21 protein-coding genes are annotated in these 20,510 nt (G+C 42.1%); 12 read left to right on the top strand and 9 right to left on the bottom strand.

The features are described 5' to 3' along the window. Positions 1-48 precede the first annotated feature (48 nt). The 4 genes from thiL to FLL46_RS19175 all read left to right on the top strand — a co-directional run bounded on the left by thiL (position 49) and on the right by FLL46_RS19175 (position 2,894). Positions 49-1,005, top strand: a complete 957-nt coding sequence (gene thiL, locus FLL46_RS19190; RefSeq protein WP_142932970.1) for a thiamine-phosphate kinase — start codon at positions 49-51, stop codon at positions 1,003-1,005. Between the two features lie 58 nt (positions 1,006-1,063). Further along, entirely contained in the window at positions 1,064-1,546 is a 483-nt protein-coding gene (locus FLL46_RS19185) for a phosphatidylglycerophosphatase A family protein (RefSeq protein ID WP_142932969.1), read from the top strand. Next, positions 1,537-2,232 carry a retropepsin-like aspartic protease family protein gene (locus tag FLL46_RS19180; RefSeq protein WP_142932968.1) on the top strand — a complete coding sequence of 232 codons (696 nt, stop codon included), beginning with the start codon at positions 1,537-1,539 and terminating at the stop codon, positions 2,230-2,232. The genes FLL46_RS19185 and FLL46_RS19180 overlap by 10 nt, the downstream gene beginning before the upstream one ends. 113 nt (positions 2,233-2,345) lie before the next feature. Beyond that, on the top strand, positions 2,346-2,894 hold the full coding sequence (locus FLL46_RS19175) for a GNAT family N-acetyltransferase (RefSeq protein ID WP_142932967.1): 549 nt from the start codon (positions 2,346-2,348) through the stop codon (positions 2,892-2,894). Here FLL46_RS19175 and FLL46_RS19170 read toward each other — a convergent pair. Together FLL46_RS19170 and FLL46_RS19165 are read right to left on the bottom strand one after the other, a co-directional pair. Beyond that, a complete protein-coding gene (locus FLL46_RS19170) occupies positions 2,836-3,510 on the bottom strand; it encodes a DUF3379 family protein (protein ID WP_142932966.1) in 675 nt (224 codons plus the stop codon). The genes FLL46_RS19175 and FLL46_RS19170 overlap by 59 nt on opposite strands. After that, positions 3,503-4,015 carry a sigma-70 family RNA polymerase sigma factor gene (locus FLL46_RS19165; protein ID WP_210418763.1) on the bottom strand — a complete coding sequence of 171 codons (513 nt, stop codon included), beginning with the start codon at positions 4,013-4,015 and terminating at the stop codon, positions 3,503-3,505. Before FLL46_RS19165 ends, FLL46_RS19170 begins: the two co-directional genes overlap by 8 nt. 196 nt (positions 4,016-4,211) lie before the next feature. On the opposite strand from FLL46_RS19165, the gene FLL46_RS19160 reads away from it, so the two are divergent. After that, positions 4,212-4,940, top strand: a complete 729-nt coding sequence (locus FLL46_RS19160) for an HvfC/BufC family peptide modification chaperone (protein ID WP_142932964.1) — start codon at positions 4,212-4,214, stop codon at positions 4,938-4,940. A gap of 126 nt (positions 4,941-5,066) precedes the next feature. After that, positions 5,067-5,918, top strand: coding sequence for an AraC family transcriptional regulator (locus FLL46_RS19155; RefSeq protein WP_142932963.1), 852 nt, complete (start codon positions 5,067-5,069; stop codon positions 5,916-5,918). Positions 5,919-5,989: 71 nt separating this feature from the next. Here the strand turns inward: FLL46_RS19155 and hemL are convergent, their stop codons facing one another. Both hemL and FLL46_RS19145 read right to left on the bottom strand, forming a co-directional pair. After that, positions 5,990-7,273, bottom strand: a complete 1,284-nt coding sequence (gene hemL, locus FLL46_RS19150; protein WP_142932962.1) for a glutamate-1-semialdehyde 2,1-aminomutase — start codon at positions 7,271-7,273, stop codon at positions 5,990-5,992. A gap of 85 nt (positions 7,274-7,358) precedes the next feature. Then, positions 7,359-8,381, bottom strand: a complete 1,023-nt coding sequence (locus tag FLL46_RS19145; protein ID WP_142932961.1) for an aspartate carbamoyltransferase — start codon at positions 8,379-8,381, stop codon at positions 7,359-7,361. A gap of 315 nt (positions 8,382-8,696) precedes the next feature. Here FLL46_RS19145 and FLL46_RS19140 point away from each other — a divergent pair, with 315 nt between their 5' ends. Beyond that, the gene (locus tag FLL46_RS19140) at positions 8,697-10,019 is read left to right on the top strand and encodes a hypothetical protein (protein ID WP_142932960.1); all 1,323 of its coding nucleotides are present in this window, start codon (positions 8,697-8,699) and stop codon (positions 10,017-10,019) included. A gap of 52 nt (positions 10,020-10,071) precedes the next feature. On the opposite strand, the gene FLL46_RS19135 is transcribed toward FLL46_RS19140, so the two are convergent. Continuing rightward, complete coding sequence (locus FLL46_RS19135) at positions 10,072-10,542, bottom strand: CopD family protein (RefSeq protein ID WP_425456749.1); 471 nt, start codon at positions 10,540-10,542, stop codon at positions 10,072-10,074. After that, positions 10,514-12,295 carry a chloride channel protein gene (locus tag FLL46_RS19130; RefSeq protein WP_142932959.1) on the bottom strand — a complete coding sequence of 594 codons (1,782 nt, stop codon included), beginning with the start codon at positions 12,293-12,295 and terminating at the stop codon, positions 10,514-10,516. The genes FLL46_RS19135 and FLL46_RS19130 overlap by 29 nt, the downstream gene beginning before the upstream one ends. A 452-nt stretch (positions 12,296-12,747) precedes the next feature. On the opposite strand from FLL46_RS19130, the gene FLL46_RS19125 reads away from it, so the two are divergent. From FLL46_RS19125 to FLL46_RS19110, 4 genes are all read left to right on the top strand, one after another. Further along, positions 12,748-13,452, top strand: coding sequence for a DUF6776 family protein (locus FLL46_RS19125; RefSeq protein WP_142932958.1), 705 nt, complete (start codon positions 12,748-12,750; stop codon positions 13,450-13,452). A 15-nt stretch (positions 13,453-13,467) separates the two neighbouring features. Beyond that, positions 13,468-13,980: a bactofilin family protein gene (locus FLL46_RS19120; protein ID WP_142932957.1), complete on the top strand. Its 513-nt coding sequence runs from the start codon at positions 13,468-13,470 to the stop codon at positions 13,978-13,980. Between the two features lie 197 nt (positions 13,981-14,177). After that, complete coding sequence (gene erpA / locus FLL46_RS19115) at positions 14,178-14,543, top strand: iron-sulfur cluster insertion protein ErpA (RefSeq protein WP_425456748.1); 366 nt, start codon at positions 14,178-14,180, stop codon at positions 14,541-14,543. A gap of 86 nt (positions 14,544-14,629) precedes the next feature. Then, entirely contained in the window at positions 14,630-15,472 is an 843-nt protein-coding gene (locus FLL46_RS19110; protein WP_142932956.1) for an RluA family pseudouridine synthase, read from the top strand. Between the two features lie 30 nt (positions 15,473-15,502). Here FLL46_RS19110 and FLL46_RS19105 read toward each other — a convergent pair whose 3' ends face one another. From FLL46_RS19105 to FLL46_RS19095, 3 genes are read right to left on the bottom strand one after another with little or no spacing between them, the layout of a single operon-like run. Further along, the gene (locus FLL46_RS19105; RefSeq protein WP_142932955.1) at positions 15,503-15,799 is read right to left on the bottom strand and encodes a TfoX/Sxy family DNA transformation protein; all 297 of its coding nucleotides are present in this window, start codon (positions 15,797-15,799) and stop codon (positions 15,503-15,505) included. A 5-nt stretch (positions 15,800-15,804) separates the two neighbouring features. Beyond that, the gene (locus FLL46_RS19100; RefSeq protein ID WP_142932954.1) at positions 15,805-17,004 is read right to left on the bottom strand and encodes an anhydro-N-acetylmuramic acid kinase; all 1,200 of its coding nucleotides are present in this window, start codon (positions 17,002-17,004) and stop codon (positions 15,805-15,807) included. A 45-nt stretch (positions 17,005-17,049) separates the two neighbouring features. Next, entirely contained in the window at positions 17,050-18,453 is a 1,404-nt protein-coding gene (locus FLL46_RS19095) for a peptidoglycan DD-metalloendopeptidase family protein (RefSeq protein ID WP_210418762.1), read from the bottom strand. A 338-nt stretch (positions 18,454-18,791) separates the two neighbouring features. Between FLL46_RS19095 and tyrS the strand changes: the two genes are divergently transcribed. Further along, a complete protein-coding gene (tyrS, locus tag FLL46_RS19090; protein ID WP_142932953.1) occupies positions 18,792-20,087 on the top strand; it encodes a tyrosine--tRNA ligase in 1,296 nt (431 codons plus the stop codon). Positions 20,088-20,510: the final 423 nt, after the last annotated feature.

Genomic DNA, 20,510 nt, shown 5'->3' with positions numbered 1-20,510 from the left:
TTTGATAATAAATATTTCGACCACAGCTTTTCATTCGAAAGGAAATCAATGAACGAATTTGAAATTATCGAAAGTTACTTATCTGTGAAAGGAGCAAAGCGTAAGGATGTGCTCAAGGGAATTGGAGATGATTGTGCGTTGTTGAAAGTCCCTCGCGGCCAACGGCTTGCAGTTTCCATGGATACGTTAATTAGTGGTGTCCATTTTTTACCTGACTCTAACGCTGCTGACATAGCACATAAAGCGGTTGCAGTGAATTTAAGCGACCTGGCGGCTGCCGGCGCAGAGCCGGCGTGGATTACTTTGTCTTTGTCATTACCTGAATACAATGAAATCTGGTTACAAGATTTCAACCAGGGATTAAAACGAATTGTTGAGTTTTTTGGTGTTCAGTTGGTGGGCGGAGATACCTGTCGTGGACCATTGTCAATTACCATTCAAGCCCACGGGTTTGTACCCGAAAACGTGTTTTTAAGTCGGGACACAGCGCAAGCCGGTGAACTTATTTGCGTTACCGGAGAAATTGGAGATGCAGCGCTAGGGTTGTTAGTGGCAAAAAATGAACTAAATGTACCACCGGCCATGGCGAGTGCGCTATTAAAGAAATACCAGACACCCTACCCAAAAATTGCAGCAGGCATTGCGATTCGCGGTAGAGCGACATCAGCCATTGATATTTCTGATGGCCTGCTCGCTGATGTTAACCACATTAGCCAGCAAAGTGGCGTTGGTGCATTGCTACGCTGGGAGCGAGTACCTCTCTCACAAGCGGCCCAATCGATTGATGATGAAGCTTTGCGAATGCGCGCGGCATTAACTGGCGGTGACGATTATGAACTTTGTTTCACTGTGAATGAAGATGAGCTGGAGGCAACTAAAACTGCGCTGGAAATGGTGGGAACTGATTGTATTCCAATAGGGCGCCTGACGGGAAAACCTGGCGTTAGAATGTTGCACCACAAAGAGGAAATTCAGCTGGACGAGCTTGGTTATCAGCATTTCTAGCTGTGTAATGTCGATTTGGTTTGGTGGCCAGTCGAGTTAAATAATTGATAAGTCATTTATGAGTAAACCTGTACCCGCAAAATTTGTATTTAGTCATCCAGTCCATTTTTTATCATTTGGATTTGGTAGTGGGTTGGCGCCAAAAGCGCCTGGTACTTTTGGGACTTTAGCCGCCATTCCATTATACCTGTTGGTGGCGGAATTAAGCTTAGCTTACTATCTGTTAACCTGTGCCCTGGTTTCATTAGTTGGAATTTACTTTTGCCATCACACTGCAAACCGTTTAAAAGTCCACGATCACCCTGGAATCGTTTGGGATGAAATAGCCGGCTTTTTGATTACCATGATAGGTTTTGCTGCGACCTGGCAAAATCTGTTGATTGGGTTCGTTTTGTTTAGAATATTTGATATTCTGAAGCCATGGCCGATAAAATGGATAGATAAACATGTCAGCGGCGGTTTTGGTATTATGCTCGATGATTTAATTGCCGGTGGTTTCGCGTGGTGCTGCCTTTATGGGGTGAATCATCTATGGCTTTAGTGCAAAGAAAATTGTTATCGCTATTGTTATCAAGTTTGACCTTTCTGCTAATTGTGTCAGTGCAAACAGCGACAGCGGAAGAGGAAGAGCTTCGCGTAGTGGCACTATTTAAAAATGCAGCCATGGTTGAGTACGCAGGAAAGCAAAAGCTTTACCGAGTTGGTCAAAATCTTTCACCTGATATTAAACTGATAAAAGCCGACACCCATTTAGCGACTTTCGTGGTGAATGGAAAACAAGTCGAGCTGGGGCTTGATAAACCTTTCGGTTTTCATGCGGGCGATACTGAAGCAGCCAACGCAACGCCAAATTCTAAATCAGCGCAAATATTAAGAAACTCCTTTGGAATGTACATGACTGCCGGTTTTATCAATGGCGTTGGGGTTCAGTTTTTGGTGGATACTGGCGCCTCTCAAGTGGCAATGAATGAGAGTGTCGCTAAAAGAGTTGGGTTACTTTATAAAATGTACGGAACTAAGATCGGCGTTTCAACTGCGGCAGGTGTTGTTGGCGCATGGAGAGTCACATTAAATAAAGTGAGGGTTGGTGGCATTGAACTGCCAAATGTTGATGCACTGGTGGTGGAAGGTGCAGGCCCTAGTGAAGTGTTGTTAGGCATGTCTTTCTTAAATAGAGTGAAAATGATCGACAATGGACAATTGTTAAAGTTAGTAAAGAAATACTAAAGCTTAGCATAAACAATATTCATTAATTATTCATTTCGGCGTTCATAACATTTCTGCATCCATCATGCTAACTAACGGTTGTTCATTTAAATCAATCACTATTTCAAACCGATATGTCGTACATCGCAGAAAGTCATCGAATTTACCTCGCCAAATTCTCCGAACTGGATGTTGAAGGTTTTTTCCAGCTCAATGCTGATCCTGAAGTCATTCGCTACACTGGAGACGCGCCGTTTAAAAATAAAAAACAGGTTGTAGAGTTAATTGAGGCTTACGATCATTATCAAAAGTACGGTTTTGGCCGTTGGTCTGTCTATTCAAAAAAGACTAACGATTACCTTGGTTTTTGTGGGTTAAGATTTTCAGATGATAGCCAGGAAGTTGATATTGGTTTTCGCCTGCAACGTCGATTTTGGGGACAAGGATTTGCTACCGAGGCTGCGAGGTTGTCATTGGAAATCGGCTTTAACCAATATCATTTATCTTCAATTGTTGGACGAGCGATGAGAGTCAATCAAAACTCCCACCGGTTATTGGAAAAAATAGGATTTACCTTTGAGAAAAACTTTACGCAATTGGGCAAGCCTTGGGGACAGTATCGGCTTACGCGTCGCCAATTTGCTGAAAAAAACGTTCAACTAAAGACAGATCTTCAGCGATAACAATTAAATTATTGGCCAGAGTTTTACGCATTTTTCCTACAAATCGGTCGTCACCAAAACTTTTATTATCTTCTACCGCTATTGGCGTCAATAAAAGTGTCACTGGTTTTCCGTCAATTTCGGCGATGATGTGCATTGCGCTTTCACCACCAAAACCACAACGGCTGGCAAACACTACTTTTTCCGGGAGCGATGGTAATGAGACGCCGTATTTTGCCAAACGCCTTTCAATCTCATCACGGGCAATTGGATTTCCTCCGGTTAAATATTTTTCTTCATGGTAAACATGTTTAAGAGCCTGCTGCGTTAAAGAAGATTGCGAGTAGTCCGTTGTCATAAAACTGAGCATCGATAAAATGCTGATTGAAGCCGCCAAAGCCCAAAGCGAAAAAATGTTGCGACGTTTTTGTAGCCGTTGGTTAAGCAATATTTTTTCTGACAGTTGTTCTGGAACGGGCACTGAAAAAGCACCGAGTAATTGGCGTTCAAAGTTTTGATCTGCTTTTAATTGAGCCAATTCTTGTTCGCTCATGTTATCGGGCGATTGTTCGTCAAAGTTTTCTATATGTTGCTTTGGATCCGCAAGCTGACGTCTTTTCTTCTCTAGCTCATCCATTGTTTTTACCTCGAATAGATTGCGTTTGCGACATCTGCCGTTTCAATTCGGCACGTGCTCTGAATAATCGTGTGGAGACGGTGTTGCCATTCAATTCGAGTACCTCAGCGATTTCTTCGGTAGATAACCCGCCAATAACTTGTAATGCAAGTGGTTGACGAAAGTTATCCGGTAGTTGAAATATTGCCCGACGCAGCAACATTGTTTCTATATCGTCTTGATTTTCTGCAATTTGCTCTAATTGCCATTCTTCGCTGAGTTCAACCATGGGGAGTTGCTTTCGCTCAAATCGGCGCGCGTTTTCTCGACTCAAAATGGTATAAAGCCAAGGTTTCGCGGCATCAATGTCTTTCAGTTGATGCAAGCTCTTCCAGGCTCTGGTAAAGGTTTCCTGAACCAGATCTTCCGCCGCAGCCCTGTTTTTAGTGTTCCAATACGCATAGCGATATAGAGGTTGATAAAAACTTCTGACCAAGCTTTCAAATTGTTTATCTTTAATTGACACTATTTTTAGATTGCCCTTAATCGAATGAACCGTGCTTCACAATAATAGACCTGCAAAGGCCAGAGTTTCTTTCACTGGGTTGAAAAAATATCCATTAAACGAAAAAAAACAACAGAATTTGAAAGATTTTGCTCTAAGTCCCGGTCTTTATCGTATACAACAAATAGATGTAGCATCGTTACCAGCGAGTTTGCAGATGAGTATAGCAACCTTACAGGCGTTTTCTGCTCGGTCAGAGACTATCCAGCAGGAAAATTTAAAACGTCATATTGAGCATAAAGGCACACCGGGTTTAGTCGGTACTTTCGGGGTGGAAGCAATGATGATCCGCTATCCGGTTATTTTTGAATTGCTCGGCGATAAGAAATTTCACGAAGTTGCTGAGAGTTATTTTAATTCAAGGGCCTCTGTTTTCACTGATATTGATGAGGTTGGCGATGACTTTGCGGCATTTCTGAGTGACCATCATGGCCTGGGTATATACCCTTACCTGTCTCGAATTGCCGAGGTTGAATGGTTGACGCAAAATCTAGAAATGCCTGAAGAAATACAAAGTTCCTGGTGGGAGCATCTTAAAAATCTGTTTAAGTCTGAAACTAACTTTAAGGTCAAATTATCGAAAAATGTTCGTCTCGTGAGATCTTATCATGGTGAAATTGAAATTTGGCTGTCGCATCAGACCATCAAAAACCAGTTCACTAAAAACAGGGCAGAATTACTGGTTAATCTCACAAGTAATTACTGGCTTTTTCAAAAAACGGCTGAAGGTGTATCTGTTACGCCATTGACAGAGGAGGTGTTTAAACTTTGTCGTGATATCAGCCGCGACTGCTCGATTAAAAAATTAAGCGATACTTATAGTTATCATACCATCAAGAATACGCTGGCTTCCCTGGTCCATGGAAATCTTTGTCATATTGTTTAACTCCATTCGTTATCTGTCATTTTATATTGATTCATCTATCAATTAGAATATTCATTTTTAGCAAGTTTGGAAAAGTAAGTCCGAACAAAAGTCGGTAATCTCCTTAACGAAAGTTTCAGCATATTGATGGATAAAAAATTGAAGCATCTCGAAAGAATGAAGCGGGTGGAAAAGTATATTGAAGAAAACCTTGATAGTGAGTTGTCGCTAAAAAAGTTATCCCAAATAGCTTGTTATTCCAGCTTTCATTTTCATCGTATTTTTAGCGTTTATCTCGGTGAAAGCGTTTATGCGTACAAAAAACGCCTGTTGTTAGAGCGAAGTGTGAAACAGTTAATTCACTCCGATATCTCAATAACTCAAATTGCTTTTGCCGCAGGCTACGAAAATCAGCCTTCGTTTAATAAAGCGTTTAAAAACTGCTTTAATACCACGCCGTCAGAATGTCGTTTAAAGAAACTTTCATTAACTCGATCTAATCTAGCGATAATGGAGATGAAACTAATGAAAGCTGAAATGCGTAGCCTAAAACCAATTTCTGTACTCAGCGTGCGTAAGCGTGGAGATTATTCAACTGCGGCCGGTGAGGCGTGGAATATCCTCATGAAATACACTTATTCGAATCGACTGATGACTAAAGAAACCGAGTTGATTGGTATTTCTCATGATGATCCTTCTGTCACTACACCTGATAATATTCGATATGATGCTTGCGTTACTAACGAACAACTGGCTGATGGAGAAGGCGAAGTCGTGGTGAACGATATTGAAGGAGGATTGTATGCGGTGTTTTTACACAAAGGAAGTTATCAAAATTTAAAAGAAAGCTACGCCTCGATTTTTCATCGTTGGCTACCTGGCAGCGGATACCGTTTGCGCGAGTTGCCGCCTTTTGAAAAATATCTTAACCGTAATCCCAGCAGGACAAAACCTGAAAATCTGAGAACCGAGATTTATATTCCTGTAACCAAAAACTAGGGAAAGTGTTATATCTCTAAACAGCATTGTTACCCCGGGGAGCTTTTGCTCCCCGTAAATACTATTAGCTGTTACTTAAGGCTGGCAAAAGCTTTGTCTGCAGCTTGCAGCGTTTTTTCCAGCGTTTCCTGGTTATGTGCCGCGCTGATAAACCCGGTTTCGAATGCTGAGGGTGCCAGATAAACACCTTCGTCTAACATGGCGTGAAAAAATTGTTTAAAAGCATCCTGGTTTGAATTAACCACTTGTGAAAAACGTGTCACCGTTTTTTCTTCGGTGAAAAAGAGTCCAAACATGCTACCAATATGGTTGGTCGTAAACGGCACCTGGTGTTTGTCAGCCAACTTCTGTAGTCCGGAAACCAATTTCTCACAGTAGTCATAAATCGGCGCAAAAAAGTTTTCCTGGCTGAGCAATTCGAGTGAAGCTAGGCCCGCACTCATTGCAACTGGGTTGCCGGATAGCGTTCCTGCTTGATAAACCGGGCCGGCCGGCGCTAAGTGTTGCATGATTTCTTTTTTACCGCCGAAAGCGCCAACAGGCATACCACCACCAATTATTTTTCCTAGTGTCGTGAGGTCTGGGGTCACTCCATAAAGTTGTTGTGCTGTTCCTGGTCCGACTCTTAATCCGCACATTACTTCGTCAAAGATAAGTACTGCCTGGTGTTGATCACAGAGCTCTCTGAGTCCCTGTAAAAAGCCATCAACTGGTGGCATACAATTCATATTACCTGCAATGGGCTCAACGATGATTGTTGCGACTTCTCCGGAATTGGCTTCGAGTAATGTTTTGACGCTGTCCAGATTATTAAACTCTGCGGTTAGTGTATGTTTGGCAAAATCAGCTGGAACGCCAGGTGAGGTAGGCTCACCGAGGGTTAACGCGCCAGAGCCTGCTTTCACTAATAGACAGTCGGCGTGGCCATGGTAGCAACCTTCGAATTTAATCAACTTATCTTTGCCGGTGAATCCTCTGGCAAGTCTGATCGCAGACATCGTCGCTTCGGTACCTGAGCTCACCATACGAACCTGTTCAATTGAAGGGATCAGCTGACAAACTTTTTTCGCCATCACTAATTCAATTTCTGTCGGTGCACCAAAACTGAGTCCATTTTCGGCAGCTTTAACAACGGCTTCTTTGATTGCAGGGTGGTTGTGACCGTGTAGCATCGGTCCCCAGGAAGCGACATAATCGATGTACTTTTTGCCATCAACATCAGTAAAGTAAGCACCATTGGCCTTTGCCACAAAAACTGGTGTACCACCCACACCATTAAAGGCGCGAACCGGAGAGTTAACCGCGCCGGGAATATAATTTTGTGCCTGATCAAATAGTTCAGTTGATTTTTTCATGATTTGTTTTGCCTGAAATTTAATTTGTGGGTTTTGCAATTGAATTCATTTTTCAAATTTAACGATTCAATTTTAGTCACTCAATTTATTTAGCCTTATTATTTAAACCAACGTGCCAATTAACCGAGCGCTCGTATTGGTGGAGCTGATTTTCAACACCAAGTATGCAGGCGAACAAAGCCATTCTCACCAATATGCCATTGTCAGTTTGTCGAAAAATTGCCAGACCCGGTTCAGCATTTAAGTCGTTATCCAGTTCATTAGCGTCGTTTCTTGAATCTCTGGGGAGTGGATGCATGATGACTGCGTTGGGTTGGCAGTGTTCGGAATAGATTTTCTTATTTAGCCGGAAATAGCCGCGATAACGGTTAGCCTCTTCTTGCGAGCTAAATCTTTCTTCTTGAATACGCGTTTGATAAATCACATTGGCCTGAGGTAAACCTTGTTCCAGACTGGTGCCAATTTCAACCTCGTGACCGGCGTTGGTCAGGATGTCGACATATTTCGTTGGCATCGTTAACGCTTCAGGTGAAATCAGTTGAATTTTTAATCCTCGATAAAGCCCAAGTAATTGGCAAAGTGAATGAACCGTTCGGCCATGTTTTAAATCACCAAGCAGGGTCAGACTCAGTTGTTGAACATTTTTTCCCTGACTTGCCAGTTCGTTATGAATGGTAAATAAATCGAGTAGCGCTTGAGTTGGATGTTCATTGGCTCCGTCACCGCCGTTGATGACTGGAACTCGACTACCTTGTGCAAATTCTGCCACCGAACCAGGTTGTGGGTGTCTCATTGCAATAATATCGCTGTAGCCTGACAAAACCTGGGCTGTGTCGTAAAGAGATTCGCCTTTGGCCAGGGCTGAGTTGGATAACCCGGTGGTTTCTCTGACTTCTCCACCCAGCAAGTTAAAGGCGCATCCAAAACTAACGCGGGTTCGAGTACTGGGTTCGAAGAACATATTACCTAGTACCGCACCTTCTAATACGCGGGTGACTTTTTGTCGCTCGGCGTAAGGTCGCATCGATTCGGCAACAGTAAATAATTCGTTGATTAAGTCCAGGGAAAGATCTTTGACAGATAACAGGTGTTGGCCTTTTAGTTTCACGGTGAATGCCTCCAGTGAAAAAGTTGCGCTATTTTAGTCTTTTTTAAGTTAGCTGCATAGGCTGGTTGGCCAGGTTATTTGGATAATCCGGGTTAAAATAATCCGCCGCTGATTGAAATAAGTTGTTGAAATATATTCGACTTTACGTTGTATTTCTTCGACTGTTGAACAATGTCGCATCGTTAACTTGATGAAAATGTTCTAATATTAGTCGTAAGTTAGACTTTTACCGTTGCTCAGCGTTAAAGCGGTGCTTGTATTGTTATTGACAATAAAGCGCCAGAACTCAGTTAATTAACCAAGAAAAAAATAGATATGTTGAGATTCCTGATTAAATTTTTATTGCTGGCTATCGTGTTAACTGCAGCCTCAGTGCTAATTGCAGAGTGGAAGTTAAAGAAGGATATTGATGCATTCGCGCGCGCCATTCAGCCTTTTGTCGAGTTTGATTATGAGTCGGCAAACATTGGGTTGACAGGAGAAATTCGCCTTCATTCAATTACTGCGTTTGTTGAGCCGTTGGACGTGAATGTTGAAATTGGTGAGTTACGATTTTCTGCCGGTAATTTATACGAGTTGGCGTTTTTAGAATCGGATATTCGCAACAACAAACTACCGGAAAATGTACAACTGAAAGTCCGCGATGTACTACTTCCCTTTACACCTTTGTTGACACGCAGTTTGCAAAGCAATGCGCCCCCGGCCAGTAACGATATATTGGAAACCGCTTATTGTGGTGATGTCGAGCGAATTGGAATCAGCGAATTTGAGGCGATGGGTTTTGATTATCTGGCTTTTTCGACTGAATTTTTCTACCTGTTAGATAAATATAGCGGCAGTGTTGTTCTTAACGGGACTATTGATGTTGAAGATGCGTTTAAAGTTGACTACCAGGTCAATGTTGGTGGCGTGATGGCATGGTTGGAGTCAATTGCGCAACGTGAGATTGGTCAGGCCCGCCAGGAAGTTGTGCTACCTGATTTAAGCCTGTTGGAGATACGCGCGCAGGATAAGGGCTACAACCAGAGAAAAGCACAATACTGTGCTTTAAAACAAGATACCACTGTTGAAGATTATTACGCTCAGCACCCCAAAGAACTTGAAAAAATCCTGAATGAGTCGGGCATTCAACTTAGCGAAGAATTAAAGTTGTTGTATCCTGAAAGTATCAAACCTGAAAGTGAAATTTATTGGTTCTTTCAACCGAAAGTCAATTTTGAATTTGCCGGAATAACCTATTACTCCTATGAGGAATTACTCGATTTGTCGGGGTTTCGGTTAGCCATTAATAATAAATCGGTCAAACAATTAATGTCGGGTTGGTCTTTTGCGAACTATAGCAATATTGCAGAGTTAGTGGCTAAGGAAAAACGACGGCTCAGTATTGAAGCGAATAACCAATATGAAACGGTTCTTGTTTCTAAGTCTTATCAGACAGTGCCATTATCTTCTGCCGGTAATTACATTAATTTTCCGGTTAAACTAACACGTGATGATGGTCATTTATACGAAGGTAAACTGATAAAAACCTCTGATAAAAGCTTGTGGGTATTGATCCGCTCGGCCCAGGGAGAGGCAACTATTCCCGTGGCCCGTAATAGAATCATTCAAATTGAGGCATATAAAGTCGTGCTCTAGTGTGTGGCTTTCGAGTAAAAAATTAAGTATTTCTGGACGGTGACAGTTCTAATTAAAATGCTTTAGTCACCGCTAAAATGACCACTGCGAATAGAATTAATACTGGAAACTCGTTAAAAAAACGGTAATACACATGGCCTTTGGTTGACTGGTTTATAGTGAATTTCTTCAAATAGTGGCCGCACAAAAAGTGGTAACCAATCAATAGTCCAATCAATGTCAGTTTCACGTGCATCCATCCCATCTTTAGTAGCCCGGCGTTCAGATACAGCATCCAAATGCCAAGCCCCACGGTAATAAACATAAATGGAGTCACAAATCGGTATAGCTTACGAGCCATGGTAAGAAGATGATTGTAAGTGTTTTGATCGTTAACCATCGCCAGGTTGACGTATATTCTGGGCAGGTAAAACAGTCCCGCAAACCAGCTTGTGAAAAATATGATGTGAAATGCTTTCAGATAAAGATAGAGCATGACTTTATTCGAAAATTCCTTAGCGTTTGTAGCTGTAGTGTGACTCAATAACTTCTCGGGTCAGCACGCCATAAATTTTATCTGTCATTGGGCCGGTGGTTCTGAAAATATAAACGGCATCTACCGTTTCGCGGTCCATGGTATCTAATGCCTCTTCCAGATTTCCCTGGAGGTAGACTGAAGCAATATTTTGTCGATCAGCCGGAATCTTCATTAAGTCGACATCGGGCTTGTCATCTTCTAGGAACATTTCTCCGGCTTCTTCAGCCGCTTCTCGTTGTTCTGCTTCTAACTCTCGTTTTTCCAGAATGTAGCGAGCCAAATCATTGGCTGCCATCAGGGAAATTGGTACTTCATCTTGTTTGATCAAAATCCAGCGAGGCGTGTTTTCAAGCACATTTTCTGCTTCCTGATAGGTGATGGTCCTGTCATGAACGGCAATTTTTCGCTCCATCAGGCCGGCAACACCGACGCTTCGTAAAAACTGTGATAGTGGATTCACCTTCAATTCCAGTCCCTTCACACGCATTTGTGAATGGAAAATAGAAGGTTGTTTAAACAATTGTGAAACCACGAGGTTGGCGATTACCAATGACAACATGCCGGGCAGTAAGATGTTCGGATTATTAGTCAGTTCAAGTAATGCCATCAAGGCCGCTAGTGGCGCCTGCAGTACAGCGCTCATCATCGTGCCCATTCCGACCATTGAGTAGAATGCGTAGTCTGATGCATATTCCGGAAACAGAATGGCACCAATTGAACCGATCGCGCCGCCTATCATGGCACCGATAAACATTGACGGCCCGATGACGCCACCGGGCAATGACATTCCTGAACAGATAATTGTTGCGAGAAATTTTCCGATAAAAGCAATCAGTAGAATTTGTAACGGCAAGCTGCCGTGTAGCGCCGAGTTGACTGTGTCGTAACCGATGCCCATGACTTGCGGAGCGACAAGCGCAATCAATCCAACGCAGGTTCCGGCGGTACCGCATTTAACCCAGCTGGACCAGTTTTTGGCTTTAATTGAGACCATTCGGGTTGCTTTGATAAACAGGCTTGCGAAGCAACCAATAATAATTCCCAGCAAAATAAAGTAAGGGATTTCCCACAAAGACTCTAATTCTAAAGAAGGCACGATAAAAGCGACGTCATTACCAAACACGATTCTCGATAAAATTGCCGCTGAAACTGACGATAATATGAGTGGAATAAAGCTGGTAACCGCGTATTCCATCATGACTATTTCCATGGCAAAGATAACGCCTGCCAAAGGGGTGTTAAAACTGGCGGAAATTGCCGCTGCGGTACCGCAACCGACCAAAATTCTAATACTGTTATTGGGAAGTTTCATTTGTTGACCGAGCCAGCTGCCGGCAGCAGATCCCAAGTGTATGCCGGGACCTTCTCGACCAACTGACTGACCACTGGCAAGCGTCATTCCCCCAACCAAAAATTGAACAACCGCATTGCGCCAAGGGATGTAACCCTGGTGAAAGGACATCCGTTCCAATACGTGACCGACGCCTACCTGACGGGCTTCTTTGCCGACCTTATGGAGTACGAAACCAACCAGGAAACCACCTACCAGTGGCAGCGACAGGCGAAACCACCAGGGGGTCATTTCAAAGTCAGTCAGACCCTCTCCACGATGCCAGAGGACAATTCCACTTTCGATGAAAAGACGAAATAAAATAACCACACCGCCTGCTAACAGACCACTCACCAATCCCATTACAGCGAGAATTGGTAAAGCATTCAGACTACCTAGTTTTAGACGTATTGTTTCAAAAATCGACATTGACGTATTTTTGTTTTTAAGCTTTCGGCCGACTTTCGCTATCCGGCGAGCTTACCTGTTGTGGTTTGTTTCGAGTTATCGGGTTTGGCGAAACTAAAGCAATTTATGAATAAAAGGAGTTAGTACTATCAGTTACTTAGTTTACCGTAGTTGATCGTTATATTTCAGGTAACCTATACGCATTTATCACTTATATCAGTATCGATAATTTCCGATAAATGTCGAAACAACTTAATAAATACAAAATTAACTCGATAAATATTGAATTAACTAATATTTAAATCATTTAAAATGCTAATTGACTTTAAGAATAGAATATAACCTATTGATAAAAAAGACAAATAAAAATATGATTTTCTGCGATTTCTGTTTGAATTTAGAGTTTTAAGGTGGGTTTTAATATCTATTCGAGTTAAACTAGCAGAAAATATTATTAAGTAAGTATTGAGTCTATGTCTGAACCTCAGTTAATTATTACGCAAAAGAAATCACTCTTCTGGTATTTCGCCTGGGGAGTGCTGACGGTTTTTTTGCTTTATCTGAGTTTTTACGGTGGTCGTTACCTGGCAATTGAAGAGCAACAGGAAACGATTGAAAAAGCAGCCTGGCTTGAACAAAAACTGGCTGAGTATCAACAGGCTTATCAGAAAGCCAATGAAGATCTGGTGATGCAAACTCAGTCAGCCAAGGTTGATACCCAGTCTAATCAGCAATTAGTTGATTCGGTAAAACAACTTCAGGAGACCCAGCGTCAATTAGAGGCTGAGTTAAAGTTTTATCGGAATATTATGGCGCCGGAGTTAGAGCAGGAAGGATTGACGATTGCCGAGTTTGAATTAAGTAAGCTTAATCAGGGTGAAACCCCACGGTTTAAGTTAGTGCTTACTCAAGCTGGACGTCAAGAACAGTTTTTAAAAGGTGAAGTTGAGCTGAAATTACATGGCCAGTTAAATGGTAGTCCTACGGTTTACGAATTTCGTGAACTCGGTACTTTCCTGCCGAAACATTTTCAGTTCCAATTTCGATATTTTCAGAATATCGAAGGTAATATTGCCCTTCCCGAAGGGTTCATTGCTCAGCATGTGACAATTCAAGCGAAAACGAAAGGTTTACGTAAGAACCAGACTGCTGAAAAACAGATCGATTGGAATATCTAGTAGGAGATTCAATTCATGTTAGGTCGTAAGAAAAAACAGTCACCTAGAGCAAAAGCAGGCGCTGCTGACACACTGATTAGTAAAGAAGCCAAAATTTCCGGAAATATTAATTTTACCGGCGTGCTTTATGTTGATGGTTACATAAAGGGTGATGTCACAGCTGATGAATTTGAGAATTCATTGCTGACCATAGGCCAAAATGGTTTTATCGAAGGCGAAATCAATGTGCCTCATATCATGATATTTGGACGCGTTAAGGGAGATGTTCATGCACTTGAGCACGTTGAACTCATGTCTGATGCGCGTATTGAAGGCAATGTGTATTACAAGTTAATTGAAATGGCAATGGGCGCTGAAGTGAACGGTCAGATGGTTCATAAAGAAGAAAAGCCTAAATTGCTTGGACACCAGCAAAGCAAAGATAAGAGTAAGAACGAAACAAAAAACAAGAAAGATAACAAAGTTGCTCCGCTAAGTACTGGTGACAAAAGCGAAACTCAGAAGGAAGCCAACGCCGCTGATTTGTAATCGTGGTGTTATGATGAGAGATGTCGCTAAGCAAGATTTATGGGTGAATGTTTGGCAAAATGCTTGATTAGTACAATAAATGTACAAGCGCAATGATAGTGTTGCGCTATAATGTATCTTTTTAAGATTTGCGTTCGAGCGTGCTTTGGTCAATAATTCCCGCCATATCCGAGTAGTCCGAAAGAGATGAATTCTAAATGAGTGTTGCTATGTCAGACTCAGGTGTTGCGAAAGTTAGCCCGATAATTTTTACTCAGGCTGCCAGTAATAAGGCAAAAGAGCTGATTACTGAAGAAGAAAACCCTGATTTAAAACTACGCGTCTATGTTACTGGTGGCGGTTGTTCCGGCTTTCAGTATGGCTTTAGCTTTGACGAAGCCCAGGCTGCCGACGATATGGTCATTGAAAAAGATGGCGTTTTGCTGGTGGTTGACACTTTGAGCTTTCAATATCTGGTTGGTTCTAAAGTCGATTACCGAGAAGATCTTGAAGGTTCCCGGTTTGTCGTTGAAAACCCTAATGCGACGACCACCTGCGGTTGTGGGTCGTCCTTCTCAATATAATATTTCCCTGGCATTCAGTCTCGATAAGTTTTGGCTCTGAATTTTACGATTGAGTCGGGTTGGCTTAATGGATTTATTCGAGCGATATGATAGAAAGAAATTTAAAATTTGAAAAACATTTTCAAATTACTTCACCAGATGTGCCGCTGATCGATCATCTGAAATTAAGCTGTCCTCAACTTTCCAAACAAAAATTGAAAAATGCGCTGCAATCTGGCGCCGTGTGGTTGGGGCGAAATAAAAGTATTAATCGAATCAGGCGAGCCAAAAAAGTCTTACACGTTGGAGATGAAATCCACGTGTATTATGATGAAAACATCCTTTTGGCAAAATGTTCTGATGCTGAGTTAGTGGCCGATGAAGCGCTCTATAGTCTATGGAACAAACCACAGGGCATGTTTTCTCAAGGAACAAAGTGGGGTGATCATTGTTCTATCGCACGCTGGGTCGAGCAAAACGGTTTTCCTCAAAGACCTTCATTCCAGGTTCATCGACTCGATCGGGCAACAAGTGGTCTGGTATTAGTGGCCCATAGCAAAAAAGTGGCGAGCCAGTTGACTGGAATGTTCGAAAATAGAAAAGTTGAAAAGCGCTATTACGCGAGAGTAAACGGAAAATTCGAGGCTAGAGACATTCCATTAAAAATTGAGACTAAAATTGATGGTAAAAAGTCAGTTTCCGTTGTATTAAGCGCGCAATATGACGTTGATGATGATCAAAGCCTGCTATTAGTCGAAATTAAAACCGGACGTAAGCACCAAATCCGTCGGCATTTATCTGAATTAGGTTTTCCAATTGTGGGTGATCGTCTATACGGAAATTTGAGTGTCGACTCAAGTAAAAGCGAATTACCCGATCTCCAGTTAACCGCCTGCTATTTGGCATTTATTTGCCCTGTTACCGGTGAACATAAAGAATACAAGCTGTGATTTGTTGTTATGTCTTAGGATGGCTTTGCATCAGGTATTGTTTTGCATCAAATCGAGAAATTCCCGCTGAGATTCTAGCTCGATTAATAACTCACCTTTTCGCTTTTTGTATTCTGTCCAATGTTTGTTTTCTAAAGCGCCCAACATCGCATAAAGAAAGTTGAGGCCAGGTTGGTAGTCTTCAAGTTGTGATAACTCAATAAAACAATTCATGGCACCTTTTTTATTGAGTTCAAACAAATTGGTCACTTTGATTCTGGCGAGTTGCCTGGCGCTAACTGGCCCGAGGTTACGAAGCTGGCTAATGGGCGTTGCCGGCGAATTCATGATTTCTAAGGATGGTAAACCGCACCTAATACTTTCGCTTCTGATGCACCTGTCACCGAAGGTAAGTTGCCGGGCTGTTTCATAATTCGTTGTCTGGCGAGCCAGGCAAATGTCATTGCTTCGAGATAGTCACCACTGATTCCAATTGAATCTGTTGCCAGAACTGGGGCTCCGACATGAGTTTGAATCCTTTCAATAAGGAAATTGTTATGGGTTCCGCCGCCGCAGGTAAAAACCTTGTACCCATCCAAATCGAGCCGTTGAATCGAGTCGCTGATGGTTATTGCCGTGAATTCTAATAGCGTTCTTTGTATATCCGCAGGCTCGTATTTTTCTTCTGTCGCGTTGAGTTGTTGCCATAACCACTCAATGGAAAAGTATTCTCTTCCGGTACTTTTAGGTGGCGGTAATTCAAAATAGGGATCTTTGAGCAATTGTTTGAGTAATGAGTTTTGAACTTTTCCCTGAAGTGCAAATTGAGAGTCTTTGTCAAAATCGCAATCGGCTTCTGGGTGATTATGTAAAAACCAGACATCTAACAAAGTATTAGCTGTGCCGGTGTCAAATCCGATGACCTCTTTTGATAAGTCTTTTGGTAATAGCGAGATGTTGGCGATGCCGCCAAGGTTAAGGATAATTCGATTTTCTTTCTGAGTCCGCATCACCGCATTGTGAAAAGCCGGAGCTAGTGGAGCACCCTGGCCGCCAACTGCGATGTCCATTCTTCGAAAATCGGAAACTGTTGTAATCCCGGTTTGGTAAGCGATTACGTTCGGGTCACCAATCTGAATGGTAAATGGAGAATTTAGCGCTGGTTGATGGCGGATTGTTTGGCCATGGCTGCCGATGGCTATTATTTGATCTTTCTGGATGGACGGGACTTCGCTTTCTTGATGCTGCTCAAAAAAACAGTTTACCGAATCTGCAAATACAGCGCCCATTTTTTGGTCCAATTCACCAAGTAACTCGATCCTATGTTCAAAATGCTGCAGGTGGTTTTCCTGGCTGCTCAAGCTGCAAAGTGAGCGAAGGTTCGCTTTAATATCATTATCTATTGGATGTAGATATGAGGCGACCAGACGGCATTGATCGCCACTGAAATCAACTAGCGCAACATCAACGCCGTCAATACTGGTTCCACACATTAGACCGATGTAATAATGTGGTGTGGTTTGCTCTTGTTGCTTAGCGTCTTTTTTGCTCATATTTCAATCGAATCTGAATCGGCCTGATTTACTCTTGTTTGGCACTTAAGGGGCGACATTATTAGATGAGTCAGAAAGTGTGTTTCGAGTCACTAACTGATTAATCCACGGCGCAGTTTCGGTGGTAAAGCGTTCTTTTTCTGATTTCGCAATCGGTTTTGCTTGAGGGAGTTTTACGGTTCTCGGGTTTCTGTGAACGCCATTAACAACAAATTCATAGTGGAGATGCGGCGCTTCAGCTAAACCAGTAGCACCAACATAACCGATAACTTGTCCTTGTTTGACGCGTTTATTCTTACTTACTGCGCGCCTGGACATGTGAAGGTATTTGGTCACGATCCCCTGACCATGTTGAAGAAATACGTATTTACCATTGTATTTGGAGTAGCTCGAAGCAATCACTTTACCATCACCGGCGGCCCGAATAGGGGTACCTGTGGGCGCCCGATAATCGATACCTCTATGTGCCTTCCAACGCTTAAGAATGGGGTGAAACCGTTTAGGTTTAAAGCGCGAGCTGATATATGAAAAGTTAAGTGGGGCCCGCAAAAATGCTTTTCGCATGCTGAGACCTTCAGGTGTATAAAAATTGGTCTGATCTTTAGAGTCGGTATAGCGGACAGCAGTAAATTTTTTCCCCTGATTAACAAATTGTGCAGCGATTATTTCGCCGTTGCCAATTTTTTCTCCTTCCATAAATTTTTCCTGGTAAAGCATGGAAAAAGAGTCGCCTTCTCTTATATCGAGAATAAAATCAATATCCCAATCGAAAATATTGGCTAACTGCATCACTTGTGTATCAGTTAGTCCTGCACTTTTTCCTGCGGCAAAAAGAGAGCCAGTAATAGTTCCTGAGGCGTAGGCCGTGCGAAATTCAACCGACTTGTTTTCGATTCGGCTGGCGAGTTTATTATCTTCTGATTCGATATATAAGGTTCTTTGTATATCAATCGCATATTTGAGTGCGAGTAATTGACCTTGTTGGTTCACTTGATAGGCAATTGCTTCTCCAGGCCTTAGCTTTTTGAGCATCTTGGTGTTGTCATCAAGTGTGATCACCTGATGCAGTTGTTGAGGAGTCAGCCCAATCCGTTTAAAGATTTTTGAAAGGTTATCGCCTTTTCGAACCGATTCTATCTTCCAGCTGGTTTTTTCAATCGCCGGAATATCAGCTTCTTTAGTTTGCGCATCTGTTTTTATTTCTAGTTGTATTGATATTGGGTCGCTGTAAGCTTTCTCTTGTGAAGCCACACTATCAAGTTTTTCTTCCATAACCATAATTGATTCATTATCAGGTTCTGAAGGAGACAAACTAAAAGCTAGTAAGGCGATGATGATTGCGGCCGCTAGAATTATAAACGGGTGGGTCAGCCAATCTGGAACAGGCAGGTGAGCTGATTTTCCGAAGATCTTTTGGTTATTTTGTGGTTTGTAGTCTTGTTTTATCATACAACTTTTGTTTTATCATACAACTTTAAGTCAGTTCCGTATAAAATGCGCGCATACGATAACTTTTTGCACAACCGGTGTCTAGATTAGCTGACTTTAAGTTTTTTCAGGCTCGATATTTTCTATCTTGCCCTGACCTGAAATAATCTTCATTAATCCATACCGGTTAATGATATCTGACTTTGGAGTTTGCGCAAAATTCCTCGTTAGACAAAAATTTAAGTTCATTTTTCATTGGCCTTAGATTGCGAGACCACAATTTCTATTGTGTTTAATGATGTTAAGTATTGTAAGTCGCTTAATATGAGTATTTAAATAAAAACGCTTTTGGTAAATATATGTCAAATCAAAATTTAATCCAGGAATTATCCTGGCGGGGAATGATTCAGCAGATGACTGCTGAAGATGAGTTGGAAAATCATCTGGCTGAGGGAATGAAAGTTGTTTATTGCGGCTTTGATCCAACGGCAGATAGTCTGCATATTGGAAGTTTGGTTCCATTGTTAGCTTTAAAGCGTTTTCAAGAGTATGGACATAAGCCTATCGCCCTGGTCGGCGGTGCAACCGGACTTATTGGTGATCCATCGTTTAAGGCAAGCGAGAGGCAGCTAAATTCAGAAGAAGTTGTTGGCGGATGGGTTGATAGCTTGAAAAGACAGGTGAGTCGATTCATCGATTTTGATTGCGGAGAAAATTCGGCGGTGGTTGCCAATAACCTAGATTGGACCAAGGGAGTCGGCGTGCTTTCTTTTTTAAGAGATGTGGGTAAGCACTTCTCGGTCAATGCCATGATCCAGAAAGAATCGGTAAAACAACGCATAGAAAGAGAAGGGGCTGGAATTTCCTTTACTGAGTTTACCTATATGATTCTCCAATCATATGATTTTGCTGAGCTAAATAAACGATATGACTGTAGCATTCAGATTGGTGGGAGTGACCAATGGGGAAATATCACTGGTGGCATTGATTTGACTCGTCGGATGAATCGCCAACAGGTTTTTGGCATGACATTACCGTTAGTCACTAAATCTGACGGCACCAAGTTTGGTAAGACCGAAACAGGGACCATTTGGCTAGACCCCAATAAAACCAGCCAATATGCTTTTTACCAATTTTGGCTTAATACTGCAGATGCAGATGTCTACAAATTCTTGCGATACTTTACTTTCCTCGATGAAGAAGTGATTGTTCAAATTGAAAAGGACGACGAAGCAGCGCAAGGGCGACCTTCGGCTCAGGGGATTCTCGCAAAAGAAGTCACTCGCCTGGTTCATGGTGAAGAAGGCCTGGAGGCGGCAGAGCGAATTACCAAAGCATTGTTTTCCGGCGCCTTTGGTGAATTGTCTGAACAGGATCTTTCACAATTAGCATTAGATGGATTACCCACTACTCGCTTAGAAAAAGGAGAGCGGAGTTTATTAGAAGTATTAGTGGAGACTGGTTTAGCATTGACGCCCCGCGGTGAAGTGACTATTGGGCAGGCTCGCAAACATATCCAAAGTAATGCAATCAGTATTAATGGTGAAAAAGAAACCAATATAGAAGCTAAGCTTGATAATAGCAGCGGTTATTTTGGGAAATACCATATATTAAAAAGAGGAAAGAAGATCTTTCACCTTGTTGAATGGGTCTAGTATTTTCTCTTTGGTTAAAAAAAGCCTCTTAATTGAGGCTTTTTTATGCAATAACACAATATTTTGACGGTTAAATGACCAACCTTAAAAAAAGTTAATAAAAAGTAAAAATAAAGGTTGCGCGATAAATTGTAGGGCCTATAATGCGCGTCCGCTTCGGGGGGAAACAGGGAGTTTTCAGACGGAGATGGGTTGCTGGATTGAAGCTTTAAAAAAGCTTAAAAAATTCAGTTGACAGAGGCAAGACGCACTGTATAATGCGCGCCTCGCTCAAGGGTTAAGGCTTCGGCCAGGCACTTGAAAAAGTCAGGGATTTATTTGAGTCTAAAAAGAATCAAATAAAGTGTTGACAGCGGTTAAGCGCACTGTATAATGCGCGCCCACTTCGACCGAAAACGCAGTTTAAAGTTGAAGTGAAGTTAG

Origin of the sequence: Aliikangiella coralliicola, assembly GCF_007004725.1 — a bacterium.
GTDB lineage: Bacteria > Pseudomonadota > Gammaproteobacteria > Enterobacterales > Kangiellaceae > Aliikangiella > Aliikangiella coralliicola.
The sequence above is the reverse complement of the archived record's forward strand: the minus strand, read 5'-3'. Positions and strand labels throughout refer to the sequence as shown.

Excerpts from the sequence above, each read along its gene's own strand:
- thiL (WP_142932970.1), top strand. The coding sequence starts at position 49 with ATGAACGAATTTGAAATTATCGAAAGTTACTTATCTGTGAAAGGAGCA.
- FLL46_RS19185 (WP_142932969.1), top strand. The coding sequence starts at position 1,064 with ATGAGTAAACCTGTACCCGCAAAATTTGTATTTAGTCATCCAGTCCAT.
- FLL46_RS19180 (WP_142932968.1), top strand. The coding sequence starts at position 1,537 with ATGGCTTTAGTGCAAAGAAAATTGTTATCGCTATTGTTATCAAGTTTG.
- FLL46_RS19175 (WP_142932967.1), top strand. The coding sequence starts at position 2,346 with ATGTCGTACATCGCAGAAAGTCATCGAATTTACCTCGCCAAATTCTCC.
- FLL46_RS19170 (WP_142932966.1), bottom strand. The coding sequence starts at position 3,510 with ATGGATGAGCTAGAGAAGAAAAGACGTCAGCTTGCGGATCCAAAGCAA.
- FLL46_RS19160 (WP_142932964.1), top strand. The coding sequence starts at position 4,212 with ATGAGTATAGCAACCTTACAGGCGTTTTCTGCTCGGTCAGAGACTATC.
- FLL46_RS19155 (WP_142932963.1), top strand. The coding sequence starts at position 5,067 with ATGGATAAAAAATTGAAGCATCTCGAAAGAATGAAGCGGGTGGAAAAG.
- hemL (WP_142932962.1), bottom strand. The coding sequence starts at position 7,273 with ATGAAAAAATCAACTGAACTATTTGATCAGGCACAAAATTATATTCCC.
- FLL46_RS19140 (WP_142932960.1), top strand. The coding sequence starts at position 8,697 with ATGTTGAGATTCCTGATTAAATTTTTATTGCTGGCTATCGTGTTAACT.
- FLL46_RS19130 (WP_142932959.1), bottom strand. The coding sequence starts at position 12,295 with ATGTCGATTTTTGAAACAATACGTCTAAAACTAGGTAGTCTGAATGCT.
- FLL46_RS19125 (WP_142932958.1), top strand. The coding sequence starts at position 12,748 with ATGTCTGAACCTCAGTTAATTATTACGCAAAAGAAATCACTCTTCTGG.
- FLL46_RS19120 (WP_142932957.1), top strand. The coding sequence starts at position 13,468 with ATGTTAGGTCGTAAGAAAAAACAGTCACCTAGAGCAAAAGCAGGCGCT.
- erpA (WP_425456748.1), top strand. The coding sequence starts at position 14,178 with ATGAGTGTTGCTATGTCAGACTCAGGTGTTGCGAAAGTTAGCCCGATA.
- FLL46_RS19110 (WP_142932956.1), top strand. The coding sequence starts at position 14,630 with ATGATAGAAAGAAATTTAAAATTTGAAAAACATTTTCAAATTACTTCA.
- FLL46_RS19105 (WP_142932955.1), bottom strand. The coding sequence starts at position 15,799 with ATGAATTCGCCGGCAACGCCCATTAGCCAGCTTCGTAACCTCGGGCCA.
- FLL46_RS19100 (WP_142932954.1), bottom strand. The coding sequence starts at position 17,004 with ATGAGCAAAAAAGACGCTAAGCAACAAGAGCAAACCACACCACATTAT.
- FLL46_RS19095 (WP_210418762.1), bottom strand. The coding sequence starts at position 18,453 with ATGATAAAACAAGACTACAAACCACAAAATAACCAAAAGATCTTCGGA.
- tyrS (WP_142932953.1), top strand. The coding sequence starts at position 18,792 with ATGTCAAATCAAAATTTAATCCAGGAATTATCCTGGCGGGGAATGATT.